This is a genomic window from Domibacillus tundrae (assembly GCF_000970675.1).
Lineage (GTDB): Bacteria > Bacillota > Bacilli > Bacillales > Domibacillaceae > Domibacillus > Domibacillus tundrae.
The window spans coordinates 590,946-609,593 of sequence record NZ_LAJA01000001.1 but is presented as its reverse complement, the minus strand read 5'-3'; the positions used below and the strand labels follow the sequence as shown (position 1 = coordinate 609,593).

Sequence of the window (18,648 nt, the reverse complement as noted above, 5' to 3'; positions counted from 1 at the left end):
CCTTATTTCAGTTCAGCGATTGTGACGCCAAGGCCGCCCTCGCCAGACCCGCCAAATCGAATATTTTTCACCATCCGATGTTTTGTTAAATAACCGCGCACGCCTTTCATGAGAGCGCCCGTACCTTTTCCGTGAATGATCGATACTTGATGATAACCAGCTAAAAGTGCGTCGTCCAAATACTTTTCAACCCGCTTCAGCGCGTCTTCATACCGTTCACCGCGTAGATCAAGTTCAGATGAAACATGAAAATCTTTGCCGCGAATCGTCGCAATTGGCTTCGGTTCTTTCTTTTTCTCCGATTTTACAAATTGCATGTCGGGTTCTGCTACTTTCATTTTAATGATACCCATTTGCACGACCCATTCATCGCCGGCCGCTTTTTCAATAATGCTGCCTTTTTGGCCAAAGCTGATCACTTTTACTTCGTCACCTGGCTTCCATTGCCGCTTCGCAGATTCAATGACTGGTTTTTTCGTTTTCTGCTCTGGCACTGCGCTTTCCAGCCTTTTTCTTGCTTCAATAAGCTCATGCTCTTTTACGCCCGCCCCACCGGCCAGGCGGAGGGCGCGCAGCTCTCTCATCACTTCTTCTGCTTCCACCCGCGCTTTTCCAACAATTTCTGCAGCTTCGGCACGAGCCTTTTCTTCCATTTTTTCTTTTTGCTCATGGTAGGCAATCACTTCTTTTTGCAAATCCCGGTGCAGCTTTTCCGTATCACGCAAATACTCACGTGTTTCTTGTTCATGTTGTTCCGCTTGTCTGCGGCTTGAATCGAGTGCCGCAATCATGTTGTCAACTTCATGTGAATCTGCGCTGATCATGTTTCGGGCATTTTCAATAATCTCCGGATCAAGGCCGATCCGTTTTGAAATTTCAAACGCGTTGCTTCGGCCCGGAATGCCAATTAGCAATCGGTACGTTGGGCTGAGCGTTTCGACGTCAAACTCTACACTCGCATTAATAACACTTTCTCGATTGTATCCGTATGCTTTTAGTTCTGGATAGTGCGTTGTCGCGATAATGCGGGCGCCACGTGCAATCACTTCATCCAAGATCGAGATCGCCAGCGCCGAGCCTTCCTGCGGATCAGTTCCTGAACCAAGCTCGTCAAATAAGACAAGGCTTTCATGGTCGATTTCTTTTAAAATGCCGGCAATATTCACCATATGGGAAGAGAACGTACTTAAATTTTGTTCAATCGACTGCTCATCGCCAATGTCGGCGAATACCGATTGAAAAATCGCCGTTTCCGACCCGTCCTCGGCCGGGATAAATAAGCCGGACTGCGCCATAAGAACCGAAAGACCAGTCGTTTTCAGGGTGACAGTTTTCCCCCCGGTATTCGGCCCGGTAATGACGATAGCCGTATAGTCTTTGCCAATTTCAATGTCGCTCGCTACTGCTTCATCTGCCGGCAGCAGGGGGTGGCGCGCTTGAATATAATGAATATACCCATCTTCATTAATAAGCGGCTTTGTCGCATTCATGGAGCGGGCAAATTTTCCTTTTGTAAAAATAAAGTCGATTTCTGAGAGCATCTTCGTCATCGTGAACAAGCCCGGCGCATGTTCAGCCGTTTCCGCTGACAAATCACGTAAAATCTTTTCGACTTCATATTGTTCTTTCACTGTCAGCTCGCGCAGTTCATTGTTTAAACTCACCACAGACGCCGGTTCAATAAACAGCGTCTGACCCGAGGAAGACTGGTCATGCACGATCCCGCCGTAATGAGACCGATATTCCTGCTTAACCGGAACCACATACCGGTCGTTTCGTATCGTTACAATCGCATCTGAAAGCATTTTTTGTGCGCTTTGTCCGCGCGTTAAGCTTTCAAGCTTTGACCGGATCCGTGACTCAGCAGACCGCATCCCGTGACGAATGTGGCGCAATGTATCACTTGCTGAATCCAATACACGTCCGTTTTCATCTACCGTATGTTTAATTTTGTGCTCAAGGTCTGTCAATACCGGAATGACTGCTGTTTTCTCCGGCAAAATGCGCAGCGTCACTTGCCCTTCCGAACGAACGTCTTCAATAAATTTGCGAATGTGACGGCTCGCTCCAATGGTGCTTGCGATCCGCATTAGTTCTACGCCGCTTAAGACACCGCCGATTTGGGCCCGCTTGGCATGAGGACGGATATCATAAATACCGGCGAGCGGCACATTTCCCTTAATCCGGATGACAGCCGCCGCTTCTTCTGTTTCATCAAGCCAGCGCTGCACTTCCTCCGCATTATGCGACGGCTTTAATTCTTCCGCAAACGACCGGCCGACTTCAGACGAAGCATGGCCGGCCAGTTTTGCGATAATTTTATCAAATTCAAGTGTTGCAAGCACTTTTTTGTTCAAATGGTTTCGACTCCTTTAAGGGCATCAAATGCTGCGCAAAAAAGAAAGGAATTCGTCTTTCGGCCAGGTGTTAATCACCATCTCCGGCCGCAGCCATCCTTTTCTGCCCGCACTTGCGCCTGTTTCCATAAATTCAAGATGCTCGATCGCATGCGCATCTGTATTGATCATAATTTTTGCGCCTGCTTCCTGTGCCATTTTCAAATGAACAGCAGATAAATCAAGCCGGTATGGATTTGCGTTCAGCTCAAGGGCTGTGTTCGTTTCTGCCGCGAGCCGAATGAGCTCCTCCATGTTGACCGGATAGCCATCCCGGCGGCCGATAATACGCCCGGTCGGATGAGCAATGAGCTTCACATATGGGTTATAAAGCGCTGTTTTAAGCCGCTCCATTATTTGCTCCTGTGGCTGCGAAAAGCTTGAATGAATGGATGCGATAACAAAATCAAGCTGTTTCAGCACATCATCTTCATAATCGAGCGTGCCATCCGGTAAAATATCCATTTCAATTCCGGATAATACCTCAATGTCATTGAATTTCGCATTCCACTCCTTGATTTCTTCATTTTGGCGGATGAGCCGTTCGATGGACAATCCGTTCGCCACTTTCAAGTACTGGGAATGATCGGTAATCGCCATATATTCATATCCGCGCGCACGGCACGCTTCAATCATTTCTTCAATAGAAAACGCGCCATCCGACCAGGCTGTATGCATATGAAGATCACCTTTTATGTTTGAGAGCTGAACGAGTGTTCCTTCTTCATATTTATCTGTCTCGGTGCCGTCTTCCCGAATTTCCGGCGGGAAAAACGGAAGCCCCAGATGGTGGTAGAGTGCTTCTTCGCTGTCAAAGGTTTTAACGCTTCCATCCGGCTGCTCAATCCCATATTCGCTTACTTTCTCATTGCGTTCTTTCGCAATTTGGCGAATTTTCACGTTATGGTCTTTCGAGCCGGTAAAATGGTGGAGTGCGCTGGCAAACTGATCCGGCAACACAATCCGGAAGTCAATCGATAAATCAAAGTCTCCTTCAATAATAACTGACACTTTTGTCGGACCGGCGGCAATCACTTCTTTTATATCCAGCATGGCAAGAAGATGTTCTTTTACTTTTTCCGGCTGCTCCGTTGCTACTATAAAATCGAGATCTTTTACTGTTTCACGCAATCGACGCAAGCTGCCTGCCCGTGAAAAACGGTTAATTTCAGCTAGACTGTCCAAATAACCTTCTATACGCTCTGCGATCGGCAGTACGTACATGATCGGCAGACGGTCCGGCTGCGTGCCTGACTTTTCAACAGCCGCAAGAATTTTCTCTTCTGTTTTCGCACCAAATCCGGCAAGAGCCTGCACGCGGTTCTCTTCACACGCAGTTTTTAATTCGATCATGTTCGTAATGCCAAGTTCTTTATATAGTTTGGCAATTTTCTTGCCGCCAAGACCCGGCAGTCCTAAAAGTGCCATGAGCCCTTCAGGCACTTCTCCAGACAGTTCTGTCAGCACCGTCGATTCTCCCGTTTCAATATACTCTGTAATAACAGCGGCAGTTCCTTTTCCGATTCCCGATAATTTCGTCACGTCATCAATCTCAGAAAGGCTGCGTTCATCCTGTTCAAGCGCTGCTGCCGCTTTTCGGAATGCGGATATTTTAAATGGGTTGTCTCCTTTTAACTCCATGTAAATCGCAATTTTTTCAAGCAATCGAATAATATCTTTTTTATTTACCATTCACGTCACCTCAGATTTTAAAAAAAGTGAGACATGAGGCTGATTGAAAACAAGCGTTTGCCAACAGCCTGATGTCACCTGCTTTTCTTTAATAGTAGCAGAAAAAAACTTCTCTACCAAATAGGAGAGAAGTTTTTCAGCCGTTGACGGCATTCCGGTTTTTCATGTGGCTTAATTCCATTTTCATCTGCTCTAATTCTTCTTCCATCTTTAAGTAATCATTCACCATATTAACAGCCGTCAGCACCGCAATTTTCTGCGTATCGAGCGAAGCATTACGGCTGCCGAGTTCACGCATTTTGTCATCAACCATTTCCGTTACACAGCGAATATGGTATTCTGATTCAGTTCCGATAATCGTATACTGATTTCCGTAAATGTCAACTGTTAGGCGAGTCTTTTGTCCATCCGACAAATGCAAGGCCCCCATTTCTGTTGCAATTCTGTTATATATCATACCATGAGTTATTTACCGTGAAAAGGAAGAAAGTCTGGAGGATGTCGAATTGAGTCATACTGTGCTTGTTGTAAACAACGATACATTACAAAAAATGAAGAACTATTATGGTGTTCCGGCCACTCTGCCCGCTGGAGCTGTCTTTGCCGCTAAAAGGGATGGCTGTTCTGTGACAGGCTACCGTTCAGGAAAAGTGCTGTTTCAAGGGAAAAATGCGGAGCGAGAATCAGCAAAATGGGACGGGCAAACAGCCAAACCAAAACCAAAAAAACCTTCAGCACCAAGCGGAAATCTGCCGGATGGTTTTGCAGGGATGTCAGTGATCGGGAGCGATGAAGTCGGAACAGGCGATTATTTTGGTCCGATCACGGTCGTCGCCGCTTTTGTCGAAAAAAGCCGGATTGCAGAGCTGAAAGCACTTGGGGTCCGGGATTCAAAAGATATGAAAGATCCTGAAATTGTGTTAGTTGCAAAAAAACTGTTGAAAGATATTCCGTACAGCCTGCTTATTTTACGAAATGAAAAGTATAATGATTTACAAGAAAGCGGCATGTCACAAGGAAAAATCAAAGCAATCTTGCACAATCAGGCGCTCGGCAAGCTTCTTGATAAGATCGCGCCCGAAAAACCAGAAGCTGTGCTCATTGACCAATTTGCCGAAAAGCCGATTTATTACCGCCACTTAACAGGACAGAAAAATATCGTGCAGGAAAACGTCTTTTTCAGCACGAAAGGCGAAAGCATTCATAGTTCGGTTGCCGCTGCCTCCATTTTAGCGCGTTATGCATTCTTAAAAGAAATGGACATATTGTCTGAAAAAGCAGGTTTTCCCATTCCAAAAGGCGCCGGTTCCATTGTGGACAAAGCGGCGGCCCGGCTGATTCAAACATACGACGAAAGCGTTCTGCGCCCCTTTACGAAGCTTCATTTTGCCAATACGGAAAAAGCGAAACGGATTGTCAGAGGTCTTTAATTCCTTTAATTAGCCGGCGGGGTCATCCTTCAAACAATATAAATAGGCTGTGCAAAAGGAATATTTTATCCCTCTGCACAGCCCATTTACTTTATGCCCGCAAATCTGCGTCTGCTTTTTCCTTCAGCGCGGCAAGCACTTTTTCATGCACCGCAGTGACTTCTTCGTCTGTTAATGTTTTGTCCAGATTGACATATGTTAAAGCGAATGCGACAGATTTCTTGCCTGCTTCCATCCGGTCTCCTTCGTATACATCAAACACGTGGACGTTCGTCAGCAGCGATCCGCCTGCTTCTTTAATGATTCCTTCGAGCGATGCAGATTCGACTGTTCTGTCCACAACGAGCGCGATATCACGGCTGATGAATGGAAAGCGTGGAATTGGCACGTACGCTAAGTCTTTACGCGCAGCATTTAATAAAACATCCAGCTTTAATTCAAATAAATACGCTTCTTTTAAATCGACTTCTTTCGCAAATGACGGATGAAGCTGGCCGATCACACCGATTGGCTGCTCATCGAAAAGAACACTTGCTGTCCGGCCTGGATGGAATCCTTCCGGTGCTGCTTTTTGGAATGACAACCGGTCCATTAAGCCTAGGCGTGCGACCACTCCTTCAATGACACCTTTGACGGTGAAGAAATCAGCTGCTTTTTTCTCTCCTTGCCATAAATGCTCCTGCCACATTCCTGTTATAATACCGGCAAGTCGTTCCTCTTCTTTCGGCTGTACATTTTCGCCTTCATTTAAGTAAACAGAACCTGTTTCGTATAAAGCGACAGAGCCCATTTGACGGGCACTGTTGTACGCAGCCGCTTCCACTAAATGCGGCAGCAGGCTCTCACGCAAGTACGCACGTTCTTCACTCATCGGCATCGCAAGCGCGACTGGCTTGCGTTTCTCAAACGAAAATTGAGCCGCCCGTTTTTCGGATGTTAACGAATATGTGACCGCCTGATTGAATCCGGCGCCTTCTAAATAACGGCGGACAACGCGGCGGCCGAGCTGGTAAGGTGATAATCCGCCTGGCAGCGATTCTCCTTCCGGCAGTGTGAGCGGAATGTGGTCATATCCGTAAAGACGCGCCACTTCTTCCGTTAAATCTTCCGGAATGGTAATATCACCGCGTCGCGTCGGTACTGTTACGGTAATTTCATCGCCATTTGTTTCAGTCGTAAACTTCAGACGGCTGAAAATGTCTTCGACGCCGCCCATTTGCAGCTCTGTGCCAAGGCGCGTATTCAACCGATCAAGCGTAATCGACACTTTTTTAGGTTCAGGTGCATATTCGCCTGCAATAACACTACCAGAAAGAACAGTTCCGCCTGCAAGCTCCGTCATGAGTTCGGCCGCCCGATCACATGATGCCTGCACGCGAGCAGGATCCACGCCTTTTTCAAAGCGGGCACTTGCTTCTGAACGAAGCCCGTGTGCTTTTGAAGCGGCGCGAACGATCTGGCTGTTAAAATAAGCAGACTCAATCAATACGTTGACAGTCTGTTCTGTTACTTCTGAATTGGCGCCGCCCATCACGCCGGCAAGCGCAATAGGCTCTTGGCCGTTTGTAATAACAAGCTGTTCTGCTGACAGCGTGCGTTCTGCGTTATCAAGCGTGACAAATTTCTCGCCTTCCTCTGCACGGCGAACGACGATTTCACCTGTTTGAAGCCGGTCAAGGTCAAACGCATGGAGCGGCTGCCCATATTCCATCAATACGTAGTTTGTAATGTCCACGACGTTGTTATGTGGACGTACGCCAGCGTTCATAAGAAGCGTCTGCATCCAAAGCGGCGATGGGCCGATTTTCACACCTTTCACAACACGGGCGACGTAAACCGGATTGTCTTCTGGCGCGTCAATGCGAATTTGAATCGCATCAGATGCCTGCTCATCCGCTTCAACCGGATTTAGTTCCGGCAATTTTACATCGCGTCCTAAAATCGCTGCGACTTCATATGCAACACCAATCATACTTAGGGCATCGGAGCGGTTTGGCGTTAGTGATAATTCTAAAATCGCATCGTCTCGGTTTAACGCAGCGAGTGCATCTTCTCCCGGCGTTACGTCGTTCGGGAAGTTAAAAATGCCTTCAGCGTATTCTTTCGGATTCAAGCGGCTTTCAATACCCAGTTCTGACAGCGAGCAAATCATGCCGTTTGATTCTTCGCCGCGTAGTTTTGCGCGTTTAATTTTAAAATTGCCTGGCAATACCGCACCGGTTCTTGCCACCGCTACATATTGACCGGCATCCACATTTTTTGCGCCGCAAATAATTTGGACCGGCTCTTCTTCACCCACATCAACAAGGCATTTGCTTAATTTATCGGCATTCGGGTGCTGCTCGCGCGTTTTCACGTAGCCGACGACAATGCCTTTCATTTCAGCAGCAGGCATTTCCACGCCTTCCACTTCAATACCGGCACGCGTAATTTTTTCAGCCAGTTCTTCCGGCGTCTGATCGGCAATGTCAACATATTGTGACAGCCATTTATATGAAACAAACATGTGTGAATTCCTCCTTATTCGTGTACAGAAAATTGCTGCAAAAAGCGAAGATCGTTCGTGTAAAAATGGCGTATGTCATCAATGCCATATTTCAGCATCGCAATGCGTTCCTGCCCCATGCCAAAAGCAAAACCGGAATATACCGTTGAATCAAAGCCAGCCATTTCAAGTACATTCGGATGTACCATGCCGGCACCAAGCACTTCAATCCAGCCGGTCCCCTTGCAAATCGAACAGCCTTTGCCGCCGCACATGCAGCTGACATCGACTTCAACCGATGGCTCTGTAAAAGGGAAAAAGCTTGGACGAAGACGGATTTCCCGGTCCGTGCCGAACATTTTTTTCGCAAAAGCATCCAGTGTGCCTTTCAAGTCGCTCATGCGGATGTTTTCACCGACAACAAGCCCTTCAATTTGGTTGAATTGATGAGAATGCGTCGCGTCATCGCTGTCGCGGCGGTATACTTTACCTGGACAAATAATTTTCACTGGTCCTTTGCCTGCATGTTTCAGCATCGTTCGCACTTGGACAGGTGACGTATGCGTACGCATTAAAAGTTCCGGCGTAATGTAGAATGTATCCTGCATGTCGCGTGCCGGGTGACCTTTTGGCAAATTGAGCGCTTCGAAGTTGTAATAATCCTGTTCCACTTCCGGTCCTTCCGCTACTGTATAGCCCATGCCAATAAATAAATCTTCAATTTCTTCTGTCACGCGTGTCAATGGATGATGGCCGCCAAGCTTCACCGGACGGCCTGGCAATGTCACATCAATCGACTCTTCTGCCAGCTGCTTTTGAATCGCTTCTGATTCAAGCGATACTTGTTTTGTTTCAATCGCTTTTGTGATCGCTTCACGGACGACATTCACAAGCGCGCCCATTTTTGGACGTTCTTCTGCTGTAAGCTTCCCCATGCCTTTTAATACTTCTGTAACCGGCCCTTTTTTGCCAAGATACGCGATACGCACGTCATTCAGTTCTTTTAAATCCTGCGCTGCCGCTGCTTTCATAACCGCTTCTTCCTGCAGCCCTCTTAACTGTTCTTCCACGTTTTTTCCTCCTTTTTGGCAACAAAAAAAGCCCCGTTCCCGGAAAGGGACGAGGCTTCTGATATCGCGGTACCACCCTTTTTAACGCGCAAAAAAAACACGCGTTCACTTCATTCAGATAACGGTAAAAACCGGTGTGCCTTTACACAAAAGTGGTCCAAGCACCGGCTCGGGAGGTGAACTTCGGCCATTTCTTTTTAAAAATGCTTTCAGTCTGGGCATTTTCTTCCTAAAAAAAGAAGGATGGCGTACTTTTCTCCGTCATTGCCTTTTGGTTATCAAATTTATACTTACTTATTATAGACAACCCGTTTTTGAAATTCAATTGTTTTCCCGAAAATGATACAGAAGAATGCCGGCAGCAACCGCGACATTAAGTGATTCACTTTGACCATAAATCGGAATGTACACATTTTTCGTCGTGATGCCCAAAAGCTCCTGACGCACACCGCTGCCTTCGTTGCCGACAATGAGCGCGAACGGACCCGGATTTGTTTCGCGGTAATCAACAGCGCCTTCAAGTGCTGTGCCATACACGGGAACGTTGCGGCTATTCAATTCTACGATCGCATCCATTAAGTCCATTGACATAACAGGCAGATGAAAATGGCTTCCCTGCGCCGAACGAAGCACTTTTGGATTGTACAGGTCGCCTGATCCATGACCAAGCAAAACGGCATCAAGCCCTGCCGCATCAGCCGTTCGAATCATTGTACCAATGTTACCCGGATCCTGCACGGCATCGAGCAGCAAAAATGTCGTTCCATCCGGTAAATCTACTGTTTCCTGCTTTCTGCATAACGCAAAAACGCCTTGTCCATTTTCCGTATCAGACAGCTTTTTTGCGACATCAGCAGAAATCATCGTCACGTTCAAATCGTCCACATTCCAGGATGCCGGAGGAACTGCTTCTTCGGACAAAAGCAGTTCCTCTATATATTCTTTATGACGAAGTGCTTCTTCAACAAGATGAAACCCTTCAAGTAAATAAAGGCCGGTTTTATCCCGTTCTTTTTTTGTCCATAACTTATTCAGTTGTTTTATATGTGTATTGTTCGCGGATTGGATATAATTCACGGTCATTCTCCTTTCACCGCATTCATTATAGCATTTTTCTGTATAATGGGCGCCGCTATGGTGAAAATAACAGAAACGAGGAGGGATGAACATGAATTTGCGAGGCGCAGTGATTCAAAATTTAAATGGTCAAAATCCAAATGAATTGTCAGAAGTGATCCAAGATGCGATTTCAACCGGCGAAGAAAAAACACTGCCGGGTCTTGGTGTTATGCTGGAACTATTCTGGAAAAAAAGCACAACCGAAGAACAAAAAGTCGTGTTAGAGCGCATGTCGTCCGCTCTGCAATAACAGAAAAAACCGCTCACAGCGTTGTGAGCGGTTTTGTTTTAGTCAAATGTAATTGTATTAACTGTGTCACGGTCCAAACGAAGAATGACTTCTCCGAGAAGCTTCACTGCATTCTCGTAATCATCCCGGTGAAGCATCGCAGCATGGGAATGAATGTAGCGCGTCGCAATCGTCACCGACAGAGTGGGGACGCCATTTGCCGTCATATGAATTTCGCCGGAATCTGTTCCGCCTCCCGCCATTGAATCATATTGGTATGGGATGTTAAGCTCATCCGCAACATCCGTCACGAAATCGCGCAATCCTTTATGCGAAACCATCGATGCGTCGTACAAGATAATTTGTGGCCCTTTACCCATTTTACCCATCGCTTCTTTTTCTGTTACACCTGGCGTGTCACCGGCAATCCCGACATCAACACCAAACGCGATATCCGGCCCAATTTGGTGAGCGGACGTTTTCGCACCGCGTAAACCAACTTCTTCCTGTACTGTTCCAACGCCATATACAACGTTGGCATGCTGTTTATTCTGTACGTATTTCATGACGTCAATCGCAATCGCACAGCCGATTCGGTTATCCCACGCTTTTGCAAGCAGCATTTTTTCATTGTTCATGACCGTAAATTCAAAATACGGCACGACCATATCACCTGGACGAATACCCCATTCAGTTGCTTCCTCACGGCTTGATGCACCGATATCGATGAACATATCTTTAATATCAACTGGTTTTTTGCGTGCTTCTGCCGGCAAAATGTGCGGCGGTTTTGAACCGATCACACCCGTCACATCGCCTTTACGCGTGACGATTGTGACACGTTGTGCGAGCATCACCTGGCTCCACCATCCGCCAACCGTTTGAAAACGAATAAACCCTTTGTCATCAATACGTGTGACCATAAAACCGACTTCATCCAAGTGACCGGCTACCATAATTTTTGGACCGTTCGCATCACCTGTTTTTTTTGCGATTAAGCTGCCTAGCCCGTCTGTTGTCACTTCTTCGGCAAATGGTTCGATGTATTTTTGCATGACATCGCGCACTTCACGCTCGTTGCCGGCAATACCTTTTGCATCAGTTAATTCTTTTAACATGGTTAACGTTTGGTCAAGTTTCTTCATTAATACACTCCCCTTTTTTATTAATAGCCCGATTGCTGTCGTTCGTAGTTTACTTCATTTTTGGCGATATATGCCCGTTCAACTTCATCAGATGAAAAGCCAAGCATATCTCCTAATGCAAAATAGCGGTTCAGGAGCAGCCCATAATCACCTTCTGATTTTGTTTTTTGAAAAGTGTGAACGGATTCCATCACATGTAAGAACTGTACCGTTGCTGTTTCAGCCGATACTTCTTTTTCAGGCTCCGCTCTATTATTTGTTAAAAGGCCAAGTGATAAAATAAAATGAACACCATCGACAAATTCTTCTAAAATGACATTTCGTTCGGATGGCCCTTTTTTGCTCCAAAATTTAAAACAGCGCGTCTCATTGGCCAATTCGCCTATTTCTACCAGCAATGCCAGCACCTTTTGGTCAAACAAATCGACGCCTTCCAAGTCATGACCTTTTTTTATGTATTCATCAAGTCCTCGCTGCATGTTATACAATTTTTCAATATTCAAATCGCAGTCCCTCCAGTCATTGCGAGAAGTAATAAATCAATTACAGCTAAAGCCGGCATGCCATATTTAAAAGCGTTATGCTTTGTTTTGTGGCGATATGTCTGCATGGCGATAAAGCCACCGGGTGCACCGCCTAATAAGGCCAATAGCCAAAGTGTTCGTTCTCTCGTTCGATACTGATTTTTCCGTGCTTTTTTCTTATCGTTCGCCATGGTGACGTACGTGATAAAGTTAATCGCTATAAAATAAATAAAAACAATAGACACTGCCGCACCTCCTCATCTATTTTAGCAAACTTACTGCGAAAGCGCATAATTTGTGCACACTTGGAAGGATTTGCGTCCATTCATTATAAACAAAACAAAAAACCGTCCTGACAAGAAGTCAGGACGGTTTCAAAGCTAAAATTAGCCTAGTTGTTTTTTTGCAGCTTCTGCAAGCTGTGTAAATGCTTTTTCATCGCTGACTGCAAGATCAGCAAGCATTTTGCGGTTTACTTCGATGCCGGCAAGTTTCAAGCCGTGCATTAAACGGCTGTAAGAAAGACCGTTAATACGTGCAGCTGCGTTAATACGCGTGATCCACAATTTGCGGAAATCACGTTTTTTGTTACGGCGATCCCGGTATGCATATTGCAGGGATTTCATAACTTGTTGATTGGCAACTTTATATAAACGATGTTTCGAACCGAAATAACCTTTTGCTAACTTAAGAACCTTTTTACGACGTTTGCGTGTTACAGTACCGCCTTTTACGCGTGGCATACTATTTCCCTCCTAATGATGTTGCGTTGATTTTCTTACAGATTGTCAAGCATATGGCGAATGCGTTTGAAATCGCCTTTAGAAACCATTGCACTTTTGCGCAATTTACGTTTTTGCTTTGTAGATTTGTTTGCAAATAAGTGACTTGTATAAGCGTGGGAACGTTTCAGTTTACCTGAACCTGTTTTCTTGAAACGTTTGGCAGAACCACGGTGAGTTTTCATTTTTGGCATTTCGACTTCCTCCTCAAACTGGTTTACTTTTCGTTTTTCGACGCCATAATAAGGAACATACTACGGCCATCCATTTTCGGCTTAGACTCAATTGTCGCAACGTCCTTGCACGCTTCTGCAAAGCGGTCAAGTACACGCTGGCCGATTTCTTTATGCGTAATCGCACGTCCTTTAAATCGGATCGATGCTTTTACTTTGTCACCCTTTTCCAAAAACTTAATCGCATTGCGAAGTTTTGTATCGAAATCGTGGTCATCAATGCTTGGGCTGAGACGCACTTCTTTCAATTGGATGATTTTTTGGTTTTTGCGGGCTTCCTTGTCTTTCTTCTGCTGCTCGAATTTGAATTTGCCATAGTCCATAATACGGGCTACCGGCGGTTTCGCATTCGGAGCAACAAGCACAAGGTCAAGATTAACGCGGCCGGCAATTTCAAGGGCTTCACGTTTTTGTTTAATGCCGAGCTGCTCACCATTTTGGTCAATCAAGCGTACTTCACGGGCACGGATGCCTTCGTTTAAATTCATGTCTTTGCTAATAATAAGCCACCTCCAGGTCATTTGAGAAAACACTGTTTAAAAGATAAGCGCACTGCTTGCATGAAAAAGGCGGAGCATCTGAAGTAGATGCCCCGCCAGTAAAAAGCCGACTAAACAGCTTTGTTGTTTACCATGTCAACCTGCCAACTTTTTTGTCAGACGAGGTGAGAAGCGGGTGCTTCTGCTTTCTTTTATATTGTGTTTTATTCACCTAAGTAACTATATCATATCTTCTTTCAAATGTCCAGTAGACTACTGAAAGAACCAACGTTTTAAATCATACCATTGCTTTTCAAAAAAAACAATAGTTTTTTTCTTAACGCTTGCCTTCTTTTTGGACATGCTCGCGAAAATCGTCGAAAGACATCGTTTCCGACTGTTGTTCGCCGTATTTACGGACATTAACCGAGCCGCTTTCAAGCTCTTTGTCGCCAACAACAAGCATGTATGGAATTTTCTTCATTTGCGACTCGCGAATTTTATAGCCGAGCTTTTCTTCGCGGCTATCCATTTCAACACGGATGCCTGCTGACTTCAATTGATCTTTCAATTGTTTTGCATAGTCATAATGAACTTCATTCGATACCGGGATGATTTGAACCTGTACCGGTGCAAGCCATGTTGGGAACGCACCTTTGTATTCTTCAATCAAGAAAGCGACAAACCGTTCCATCGTTGATACAACGCCGCGGTGGATAACAACCGGACGATGCTGCTTGCCGTCTTCACCGACATATGTTAAGTCAAAACGCTCCGGCAATAAGAAGTCCAGTTGAACGGTTGACAATGTTTCTTCTTTGCCAAGCGCCGTTTTTACCTGTACGTCAAGCTTCGGTCCGTAAAATGCAGCTTCATCTTCCGCCTCTACGTACTCCATACCAAGTTCATCCATTGCTTCTTTCAACATCGCCTGCGCTTTTTCCCACATTTCATTGTCATCGTAATATTTTTCTGTGTTCTCCGGATCACGATAGGACAAACGGAATGAATAATCGTTTAAGTCAAAGTCCTTGTAAACAGCCAGAACGAGCTCCACAACACGCTTCAGCTCATCTTTAATTTGATCTGGACGAACGAAAATGTGTGCATCATTTAGTGTCATGCCGCGGACTCTCTGCAAGCCAGCAAGAGCACCTGACATTTCATAGCGGTGCATTGTGCCAAGCTCAGCAATACGGATTGGCAATTCACGGTAGCTATGAATGTCATTTTTGTAAATCATCATGTGATGTGGGCAGTTCATTGGACGAAGCACAAGGTCTTCATTGTCCATTTCCATAACCGGGAACATGCCGTCCTGGTAATGGTCCCAGTGTCCGCTCGTTTTATACAATTCCACGCTTCCCATTACCGGTGTATACACGTGGTCATATCCAAGGCTTACTTCCTTATCGACAATGTAGCGCTCGATAATACGTCGGATTGTTGCACCTTTCGGGAGCCAAAGCGGAAGTCCTTGACCAACCTTTTGAGAATTTGTAAATAAATCAAGCTCTTTCCCAATTTTACGATGATCACGCTCTTTTGCTTCCTCAATCATTTTCAAATGATGCTCAAGCTCTTCTTTTTTGAAGAATGCTGTACCGTAAATGCGCTGAAGCATTTTATTATCAGAATTTCCCCGCCAGTACGCGCCGGCAATATTTAGTAATTTGAATTCTTTCAGTTTGCCAGTTGACGGCACATGTACGCCTCGGCAAAGGTCAGTAAAATCGCCCTGCTCGTAAAGTGTCACTATTTCGTCAGCCGGAATCGCTTCAAGAAGTTCAATTTTGTATTCATCGCCAATTTCTTCGTAAAACGCTTTTGCTTCATCGCGTGTTACTTCTTTGCGGACAACCGGCACATTTTCATTAATGATTTTTTTCATTTCTTTTTCGATGACCGGCAAATCTTCCGGCGTAATCGACTCGTCTAAATCAATATCATAATAAAAACCGCCTTCAATAACCGGGCCGACACCAAGCTTTACTTTGTCCGCACCATATATACGCTTGAGCGCCTGCGCCATTAAGTGCGCTGTACTGTGGCGCAAAATTCCTAATGCGTCTGCATGATCCGGCGTGATAATTTCAATCGAACCGTCTTGTTCAATCGGTGTTTTTAAATCAATGGGCGTACCGGCTACTTTACCGGCTAGTGCTTTTTTGCGCAGCCCCGGACTGATCGACTGTGCGACATCCTCCATTGTTGTTCCAGTGGGAAATTCCTTTACGGCTCCATCCGGAAATGTTAATTGAATCGACATGTGTGTTGCCTCCTTTTTTCTAAAAACGACAAAAAACCCCGCTCCTCCATAAACGAAGGGGCGAGGTTTAATCGCGGTTCCACCCAACTTTCCGAGGGTAACCCCCGGCTCAATTGCAGTCAGATAACGGTCTGGTGCCGCCGCTTCTTAATCGAATTGATTCAGAAGCAGAGCTCGAGGGTGGTAAAAACATTTGTTCGTGACGGGAAAGTTGCAGCCGATGCTTTCCCTCTCTAAAGACGTCCCAAATGAAACATGTCCCTGTCTTAGCTTTTCATATGACGTTATTATAGTACCCATCCCATTCAAAATCAAGGGCGATTTTCGTAAGATACGAAAGTATATGTTTTGAGCGTTGTCCAGCTCCAGGCGCCATCGGCTCGAGGTCATAAGCCAAGCCCTTCTGGAGGCAAAAAGCGCCTCCGCCAGTCCTCGTCTTATGCTTGTCGCCAATAAGCAGGCGCCTTGCGCTTTTCTTATTGCCGCCGGTTTGCACCAGCCATCTCAACCGGAACTGTTAAATATTTAATGCGCTCCATAATCCGCGCCGCTTTTAATGCTTCTGATTCTCCGCGCTGTGAATGGGTTAAATGATGCTCAAGCTCCGCATAATTAAAATTCGATGTAAATAAAACCGGGAGTCCTTCTAACATTCGATGCTGTAAAATCGTGCCCAGTATATCATCACGAATCCAGCTTGACATCGTCTCCGCGCCGATATCGTCGATCATGAGGACAGGAGCTGACTTAACTGCCTCTACTTTCGCCCCTGTCGACTGGTCACTGAGTGACTGTTTCATTTCACGGACGAATTCCGGAAAATAAACTATCATTGATGCAATATGTTTTTCAGCTAGTTCATTGGCAATCGCGCCAAACAAAAAGGATTTTCCAACACCAAATTTCCCATGTATGTACAAGCCTTTTGACGTTTCTCCCAGCTTGTATCCATCCACAAAATCTTTCGCCGTTGACACTGCGCTCAACCGGCTTCGATTATCAAGCTCTACTTGTGCAAATGTAGCTTTCAGTACGTCACCCGGCATATAAAGACTTTTTACATGCCGCCTTAAATGCTTCATTTCGTCATCGCGAATTTTCCACGAACAGCGTTTGTAATCAAGCTCCACTGCTTTATAACGCATAGCGAGCTCCGGTTCAAAACCGGCCATCACATTGATGCATCCATCAAGAGACGGACATTTACCGCAGTTATGGCTTTGAGATGTATATTCATATAGTTTTCCTATCGCGCGCGCTACTTCTTTTTCGCCCAGCTCATGTTCTTTAATAAATGATTGAACCGTCTTATCTGACAGCACTTCCCGCTTCGTCTGTTCGTACTGTTCATTAAACCCGGGCGACGCTTTCATTTTCCCGAGTGCTTCATTAATCTTTTTCACCGGCCGACGCCCTCTCTGTTCGTTTTCGAAGTGCTTCCTCTAGCTTCTTTTTCTCTTCTTCAAAGCTTTGGTCAACTGTTTCCGGCTTTTCTTCTTTTTCAGTGAACCAGGATGGCAGTTTTTCCTGCCGGGTTGCTTTTCGGGTTCCAGCTGATTTTGGTGAACTTTTTGATTTCGTCCATTCATCCGACTGCTTTTGCTCACTTTTGGCGAGCTCAATGCCTTCTTTGGCTGTTTTAATTTTTTTCCGTGCCCATTGCGCCGCAATTTTGTCCATAAAGCTTTTTGACAGCTTCATATTTGATTTCAGCATAACATATTGAATGAGTGCATTCATTACTCCCGGCGTGAAATTGTACTGAAGCATAACTTGTTCAATTAATTTCATATCAACAGATGAAGGCGCTCTATCAGATATATCAACGATCATTTGATACGGGGTGACCGATTCACAATGGAAAACAAGCTTTTCTTCTTGTGTTTTCGGTTCAGCATTTGCTGCGCCCTCCTGCTTTTGAATACGGGGTGTCATATCCGGCAAACGTCCACCCGATTCAAATTGATACGCATTACGAGCCGACTTCCGAAGCTCATCCACGTCAATTTCATCTTGTTCATTTAACGAAGACAGGACCAGGTTTTTCATATCAAGCGGTCTGATCCCATATAAAAATGACAGCTTTTTAAGCGTTTCTTTTATAAATGGTGTCAAAGAAGAGGCGGGTATTAACGCATCTTTTAACGCACGCTCAAGCGCGGAAAAATCAAAAGATTCATTTAAAACGGGTCCTGTTTTGGTGCCTTTTGAGGCTAAACGGCTGCCTGGCTCCGGTGTGCTGTCCAGTTCTGCTTCCTGCGCATCCATATAACCTGTTGAAAACACGTCAGCAAAGGCGTGTGTCACATCACGGAAATCAGGCGACTTCGGCTCACGGTCACAAAACATCCGCTTCAGCCGCAAAAAATGAGGCTTGCCAATTTTCCGGTACAAAAAAACATTTAATAAGCCGTCTGTAAAAAATTGATCCGGTGCGAGCGGCGGCAATAATTCGTATAAAAACCCCCGGCTTTCTTCTGTTTTTTTCACATATGTTTTTAACAAACCAATTCCTTCAAGCTTCAGCCGATCTTCATATATTTGCTGCGGACTGCAGCCGAGCGTATTCATTAAGTGATAATGCGGCGCGCTGCCTGATGACAGCTTGCCGTCCTCCACTTCCGCATACATGGTCATGTACAAGCTGAGCGCTTGCGCACCAATTAGCGGCTGGTACAAAAGCGTGATCACTTTTTGCTCAAGGCTGTCCACACAGCCGGACACTGTAATCGTATACGCGTCGGCAGGCTGCATTTCATTCCAGTGCCGATTCATGCTGTTCACCTCAATGCCTT

The 18,648-nt window shown here is 45.6% G+C and carries 17 protein-coding genes and 2 other annotated features; of the genes, 2 read left to right on the top strand and 15 right to left on the bottom strand.

Annotation, left to right across the window (positions count from 1 at the left end; all coding sequences use genetic code 11):
- Positions 1-2 precede the first annotated feature (2 nt).
- From VQ00_RS03095 to zapA, 3 genes are all read right to left on the bottom strand, one after another.
- Positions 3-2,357 carry an endonuclease MutS2 gene (locus tag VQ00_RS03095; protein ID WP_046178607.1) on the bottom strand — a complete coding sequence of 785 codons (2,355 nt, stop codon included), beginning with the start codon at positions 2,355-2,357 and terminating at the stop codon, positions 3-5.
- 24 nt (positions 2,358-2,381) lie between these two features.
- Positions 2,382-4,088, bottom strand: a complete 1,707-nt coding sequence (polX, locus tag VQ00_RS03090) for a DNA polymerase/3'-5' exonuclease PolX (RefSeq protein WP_046178606.1) — start codon at positions 4,086-4,088, stop codon at positions 2,382-2,384.
- Positions 4,089-4,224: 136 nt separating this feature from the next.
- The gene (gene zapA / locus VQ00_RS03085; RefSeq protein ID WP_046178605.1) at positions 4,225-4,503 is read right to left on the bottom strand and encodes a cell division protein ZapA; all 279 of its coding nucleotides are present in this window, start codon (positions 4,501-4,503) and stop codon (positions 4,225-4,227) included.
- A 91-nt stretch (positions 4,504-4,594) separates the two neighbouring features.
- Here zapA and rnhC point away from each other — a divergent pair, with 91 nt between their 5' ends.
- On the top strand, positions 4,595-5,518 hold the full coding sequence (gene rnhC, locus VQ00_RS03080) for a ribonuclease HIII (protein WP_046178604.1): 924 nt from the start codon (positions 4,595-4,597) through the stop codon (positions 5,516-5,518).
- 91 nt (positions 5,519-5,609) lie between these two features.
- Here the strand turns inward: rnhC and pheT are convergent, their stop codons facing one another.
- The 3 genes from pheT to VQ00_RS03065 form a co-directional block, all read right to left on the bottom strand.
- Positions 5,610-8,024, bottom strand: a complete 2,415-nt coding sequence (gene pheT / locus VQ00_RS03075; RefSeq protein ID WP_046178603.1) for a phenylalanine--tRNA ligase subunit beta — start codon at positions 8,022-8,024, stop codon at positions 5,610-5,612.
- Positions 8,025-8,038: 14 nt separating this feature from the next.
- A complete protein-coding gene (pheS, locus tag VQ00_RS03070; protein WP_256519742.1) occupies positions 8,039-9,034 on the bottom strand; it encodes a phenylalanine--tRNA ligase subunit alpha in 996 nt (331 codons plus the stop codon).
- Positions 9,035-9,115: 81 nt separating this feature from the next.
- Positions 9,116-9,347 (bottom strand) — a binding site (T-box leader).
- 47 nt (positions 9,348-9,394) lie between these two features.
- Entirely contained in the window at positions 9,395-10,150 is a 756-nt protein-coding gene (locus VQ00_RS03065) for a TrmH family RNA methyltransferase (RefSeq protein WP_156153949.1), read from the bottom strand.
- 91 nt (positions 10,151-10,241) lie between these two features.
- Here VQ00_RS03065 and sspI point away from each other — a divergent pair, with 91 nt between their 5' ends.
- On the top strand, positions 10,242-10,442 hold the full coding sequence (sspI, locus tag VQ00_RS03060; protein ID WP_082091445.1) for a small acid-soluble spore protein SspI: 201 nt from the start codon (positions 10,242-10,244) through the stop codon (positions 10,440-10,442).
- Positions 10,443-10,480: 38 nt separating this feature from the next.
- Here the strand turns inward: sspI and VQ00_RS03055 are convergent, their stop codons facing one another.
- From VQ00_RS03055 to VQ00_RS03010, 9 genes are all read right to left on the bottom strand, one after another.
- Positions 10,481-11,566 (bottom strand): M42 family metallopeptidase, encoded by a 1,086-nt coding sequence (locus tag VQ00_RS03055; RefSeq protein WP_046178599.1) that lies wholly within the window; start codon positions 11,564-11,566, stop codon positions 10,481-10,483.
- A 20-nt stretch (positions 11,567-11,586) separates the two neighbouring features.
- On the bottom strand, positions 11,587-12,069 hold the full coding sequence (locus VQ00_RS03050) for a dUTP diphosphatase (protein WP_046178598.1): 483 nt from the start codon (positions 12,067-12,069) through the stop codon (positions 11,587-11,589).
- On the bottom strand, positions 12,066-12,335 hold the full coding sequence (locus tag VQ00_RS03045) for a DUF1294 domain-containing protein (protein ID WP_082091444.1): 270 nt from the start codon (positions 12,333-12,335) through the stop codon (positions 12,066-12,068). The genes VQ00_RS03050 and VQ00_RS03045 overlap by 4 nt, the downstream gene beginning before the upstream one ends.
- 141 nt (positions 12,336-12,476) lie before the next feature.
- Positions 12,477-12,833: a 50S ribosomal protein L20 gene (rplT, locus tag VQ00_RS03040; protein WP_046178597.1), complete on the bottom strand. Its 357-nt coding sequence runs from the start codon at positions 12,831-12,833 to the stop codon at positions 12,477-12,479.
- Between the two features lie 35 nt (positions 12,834-12,868).
- Positions 12,869-13,066 carry a 50S ribosomal protein L35 gene (gene rpmI, locus VQ00_RS03035; protein ID WP_046178596.1) on the bottom strand — a complete coding sequence of 66 codons (198 nt, stop codon included), beginning with the start codon at positions 13,064-13,066 and terminating at the stop codon, positions 12,869-12,871.
- A 23-nt stretch (positions 13,067-13,089) separates the two neighbouring features.
- Complete coding sequence (gene infC / locus VQ00_RS03030; RefSeq protein WP_156153964.1) at positions 13,090-13,608, bottom strand: translation initiation factor IF-3; 519 nt, start codon at positions 13,606-13,608, stop codon at positions 13,090-13,092.
- 52 nt (positions 13,609-13,660) lie between these two features.
- Positions 13,661-13,798, bottom strand: a sequence feature (ribosomal protein L20 leader region).
- A 123-nt stretch (positions 13,799-13,921) separates the two neighbouring features.
- Complete coding sequence (gene thrS / locus VQ00_RS03025) at positions 13,922-15,853, bottom strand: threonine--tRNA ligase (RefSeq protein WP_046178594.1); 1,932 nt, start codon at positions 15,851-15,853, stop codon at positions 13,922-13,924.
- A gap of 476 nt (positions 15,854-16,329) precedes the next feature.
- Entirely contained in the window at positions 16,330-17,256 is a 927-nt protein-coding gene (gene dnaI / locus VQ00_RS03015; RefSeq protein WP_046178592.1) for a primosomal protein DnaI, read from the bottom strand.
- Positions 17,243-18,628 carry a replication initiation and membrane attachment family protein gene (locus tag VQ00_RS03010; RefSeq protein ID WP_046178934.1) on the bottom strand — a complete coding sequence of 462 codons (1,386 nt, stop codon included), beginning with the start codon at positions 18,626-18,628 and terminating at the stop codon, positions 17,243-17,245. The genes dnaI and VQ00_RS03010 overlap by 14 nt, the downstream gene beginning before the upstream one ends.
- Between the last annotated feature and the right edge of the window lie 20 nt (positions 18,629-18,648).

Bases quoted from the DNA above. Each gene is read 5' to 3' on its own strand.
- polX (WP_046178606.1), bottom strand. From the start codon at position 4,088: ATGGTAAATAAAAAAGATATTATTCGATTGCTTGAAAAAATTGCGATT.
- pheT (WP_046178603.1), bottom strand. From the start codon at position 8,024: ATGTTTGTTTCATATAAATGGCTGTCACAATATGTTGACATTGCCGAT.
- pheS (WP_256519742.1), bottom strand. From the start codon at position 9,034: ATGAAAGCAGCGGCAGCGCAGGATTTAAAAGAACTGAATGACGTGCGT.
- sspI (WP_082091445.1), top strand. From the start codon at position 10,242: ATGAATTTGCGAGGCGCAGTGATTCAAAATTTAAATGGTCAAAATCCA.
- VQ00_RS03055 (WP_046178599.1), bottom strand. From the start codon at position 11,566: ATGAAGAAACTTGACCAAACGTTAACCATGTTAAAAGAATTAACTGAT.
- rplT (WP_046178597.1), bottom strand. From the start codon at position 12,833: ATGCCACGCGTAAAAGGCGGTACTGTAACACGCAAACGTCGTAAAAAG.
- rpmI (WP_046178596.1), bottom strand. From the start codon at position 13,066: ATGCCAAAAATGAAAACTCACCGTGGTTCTGCCAAACGTTTCAAGAAA.
- thrS (WP_046178594.1), bottom strand. From the start codon at position 15,853: ATGTCGATTCAATTAACATTTCCGGATGGAGCCGTAAAGGAATTTCCC.
- VQ00_RS03010 (WP_046178934.1), bottom strand. From the start codon at position 18,628: ATGAATCGGCACTGGAATGAAATGCAGCCTGCCGACGCGTATACGATT.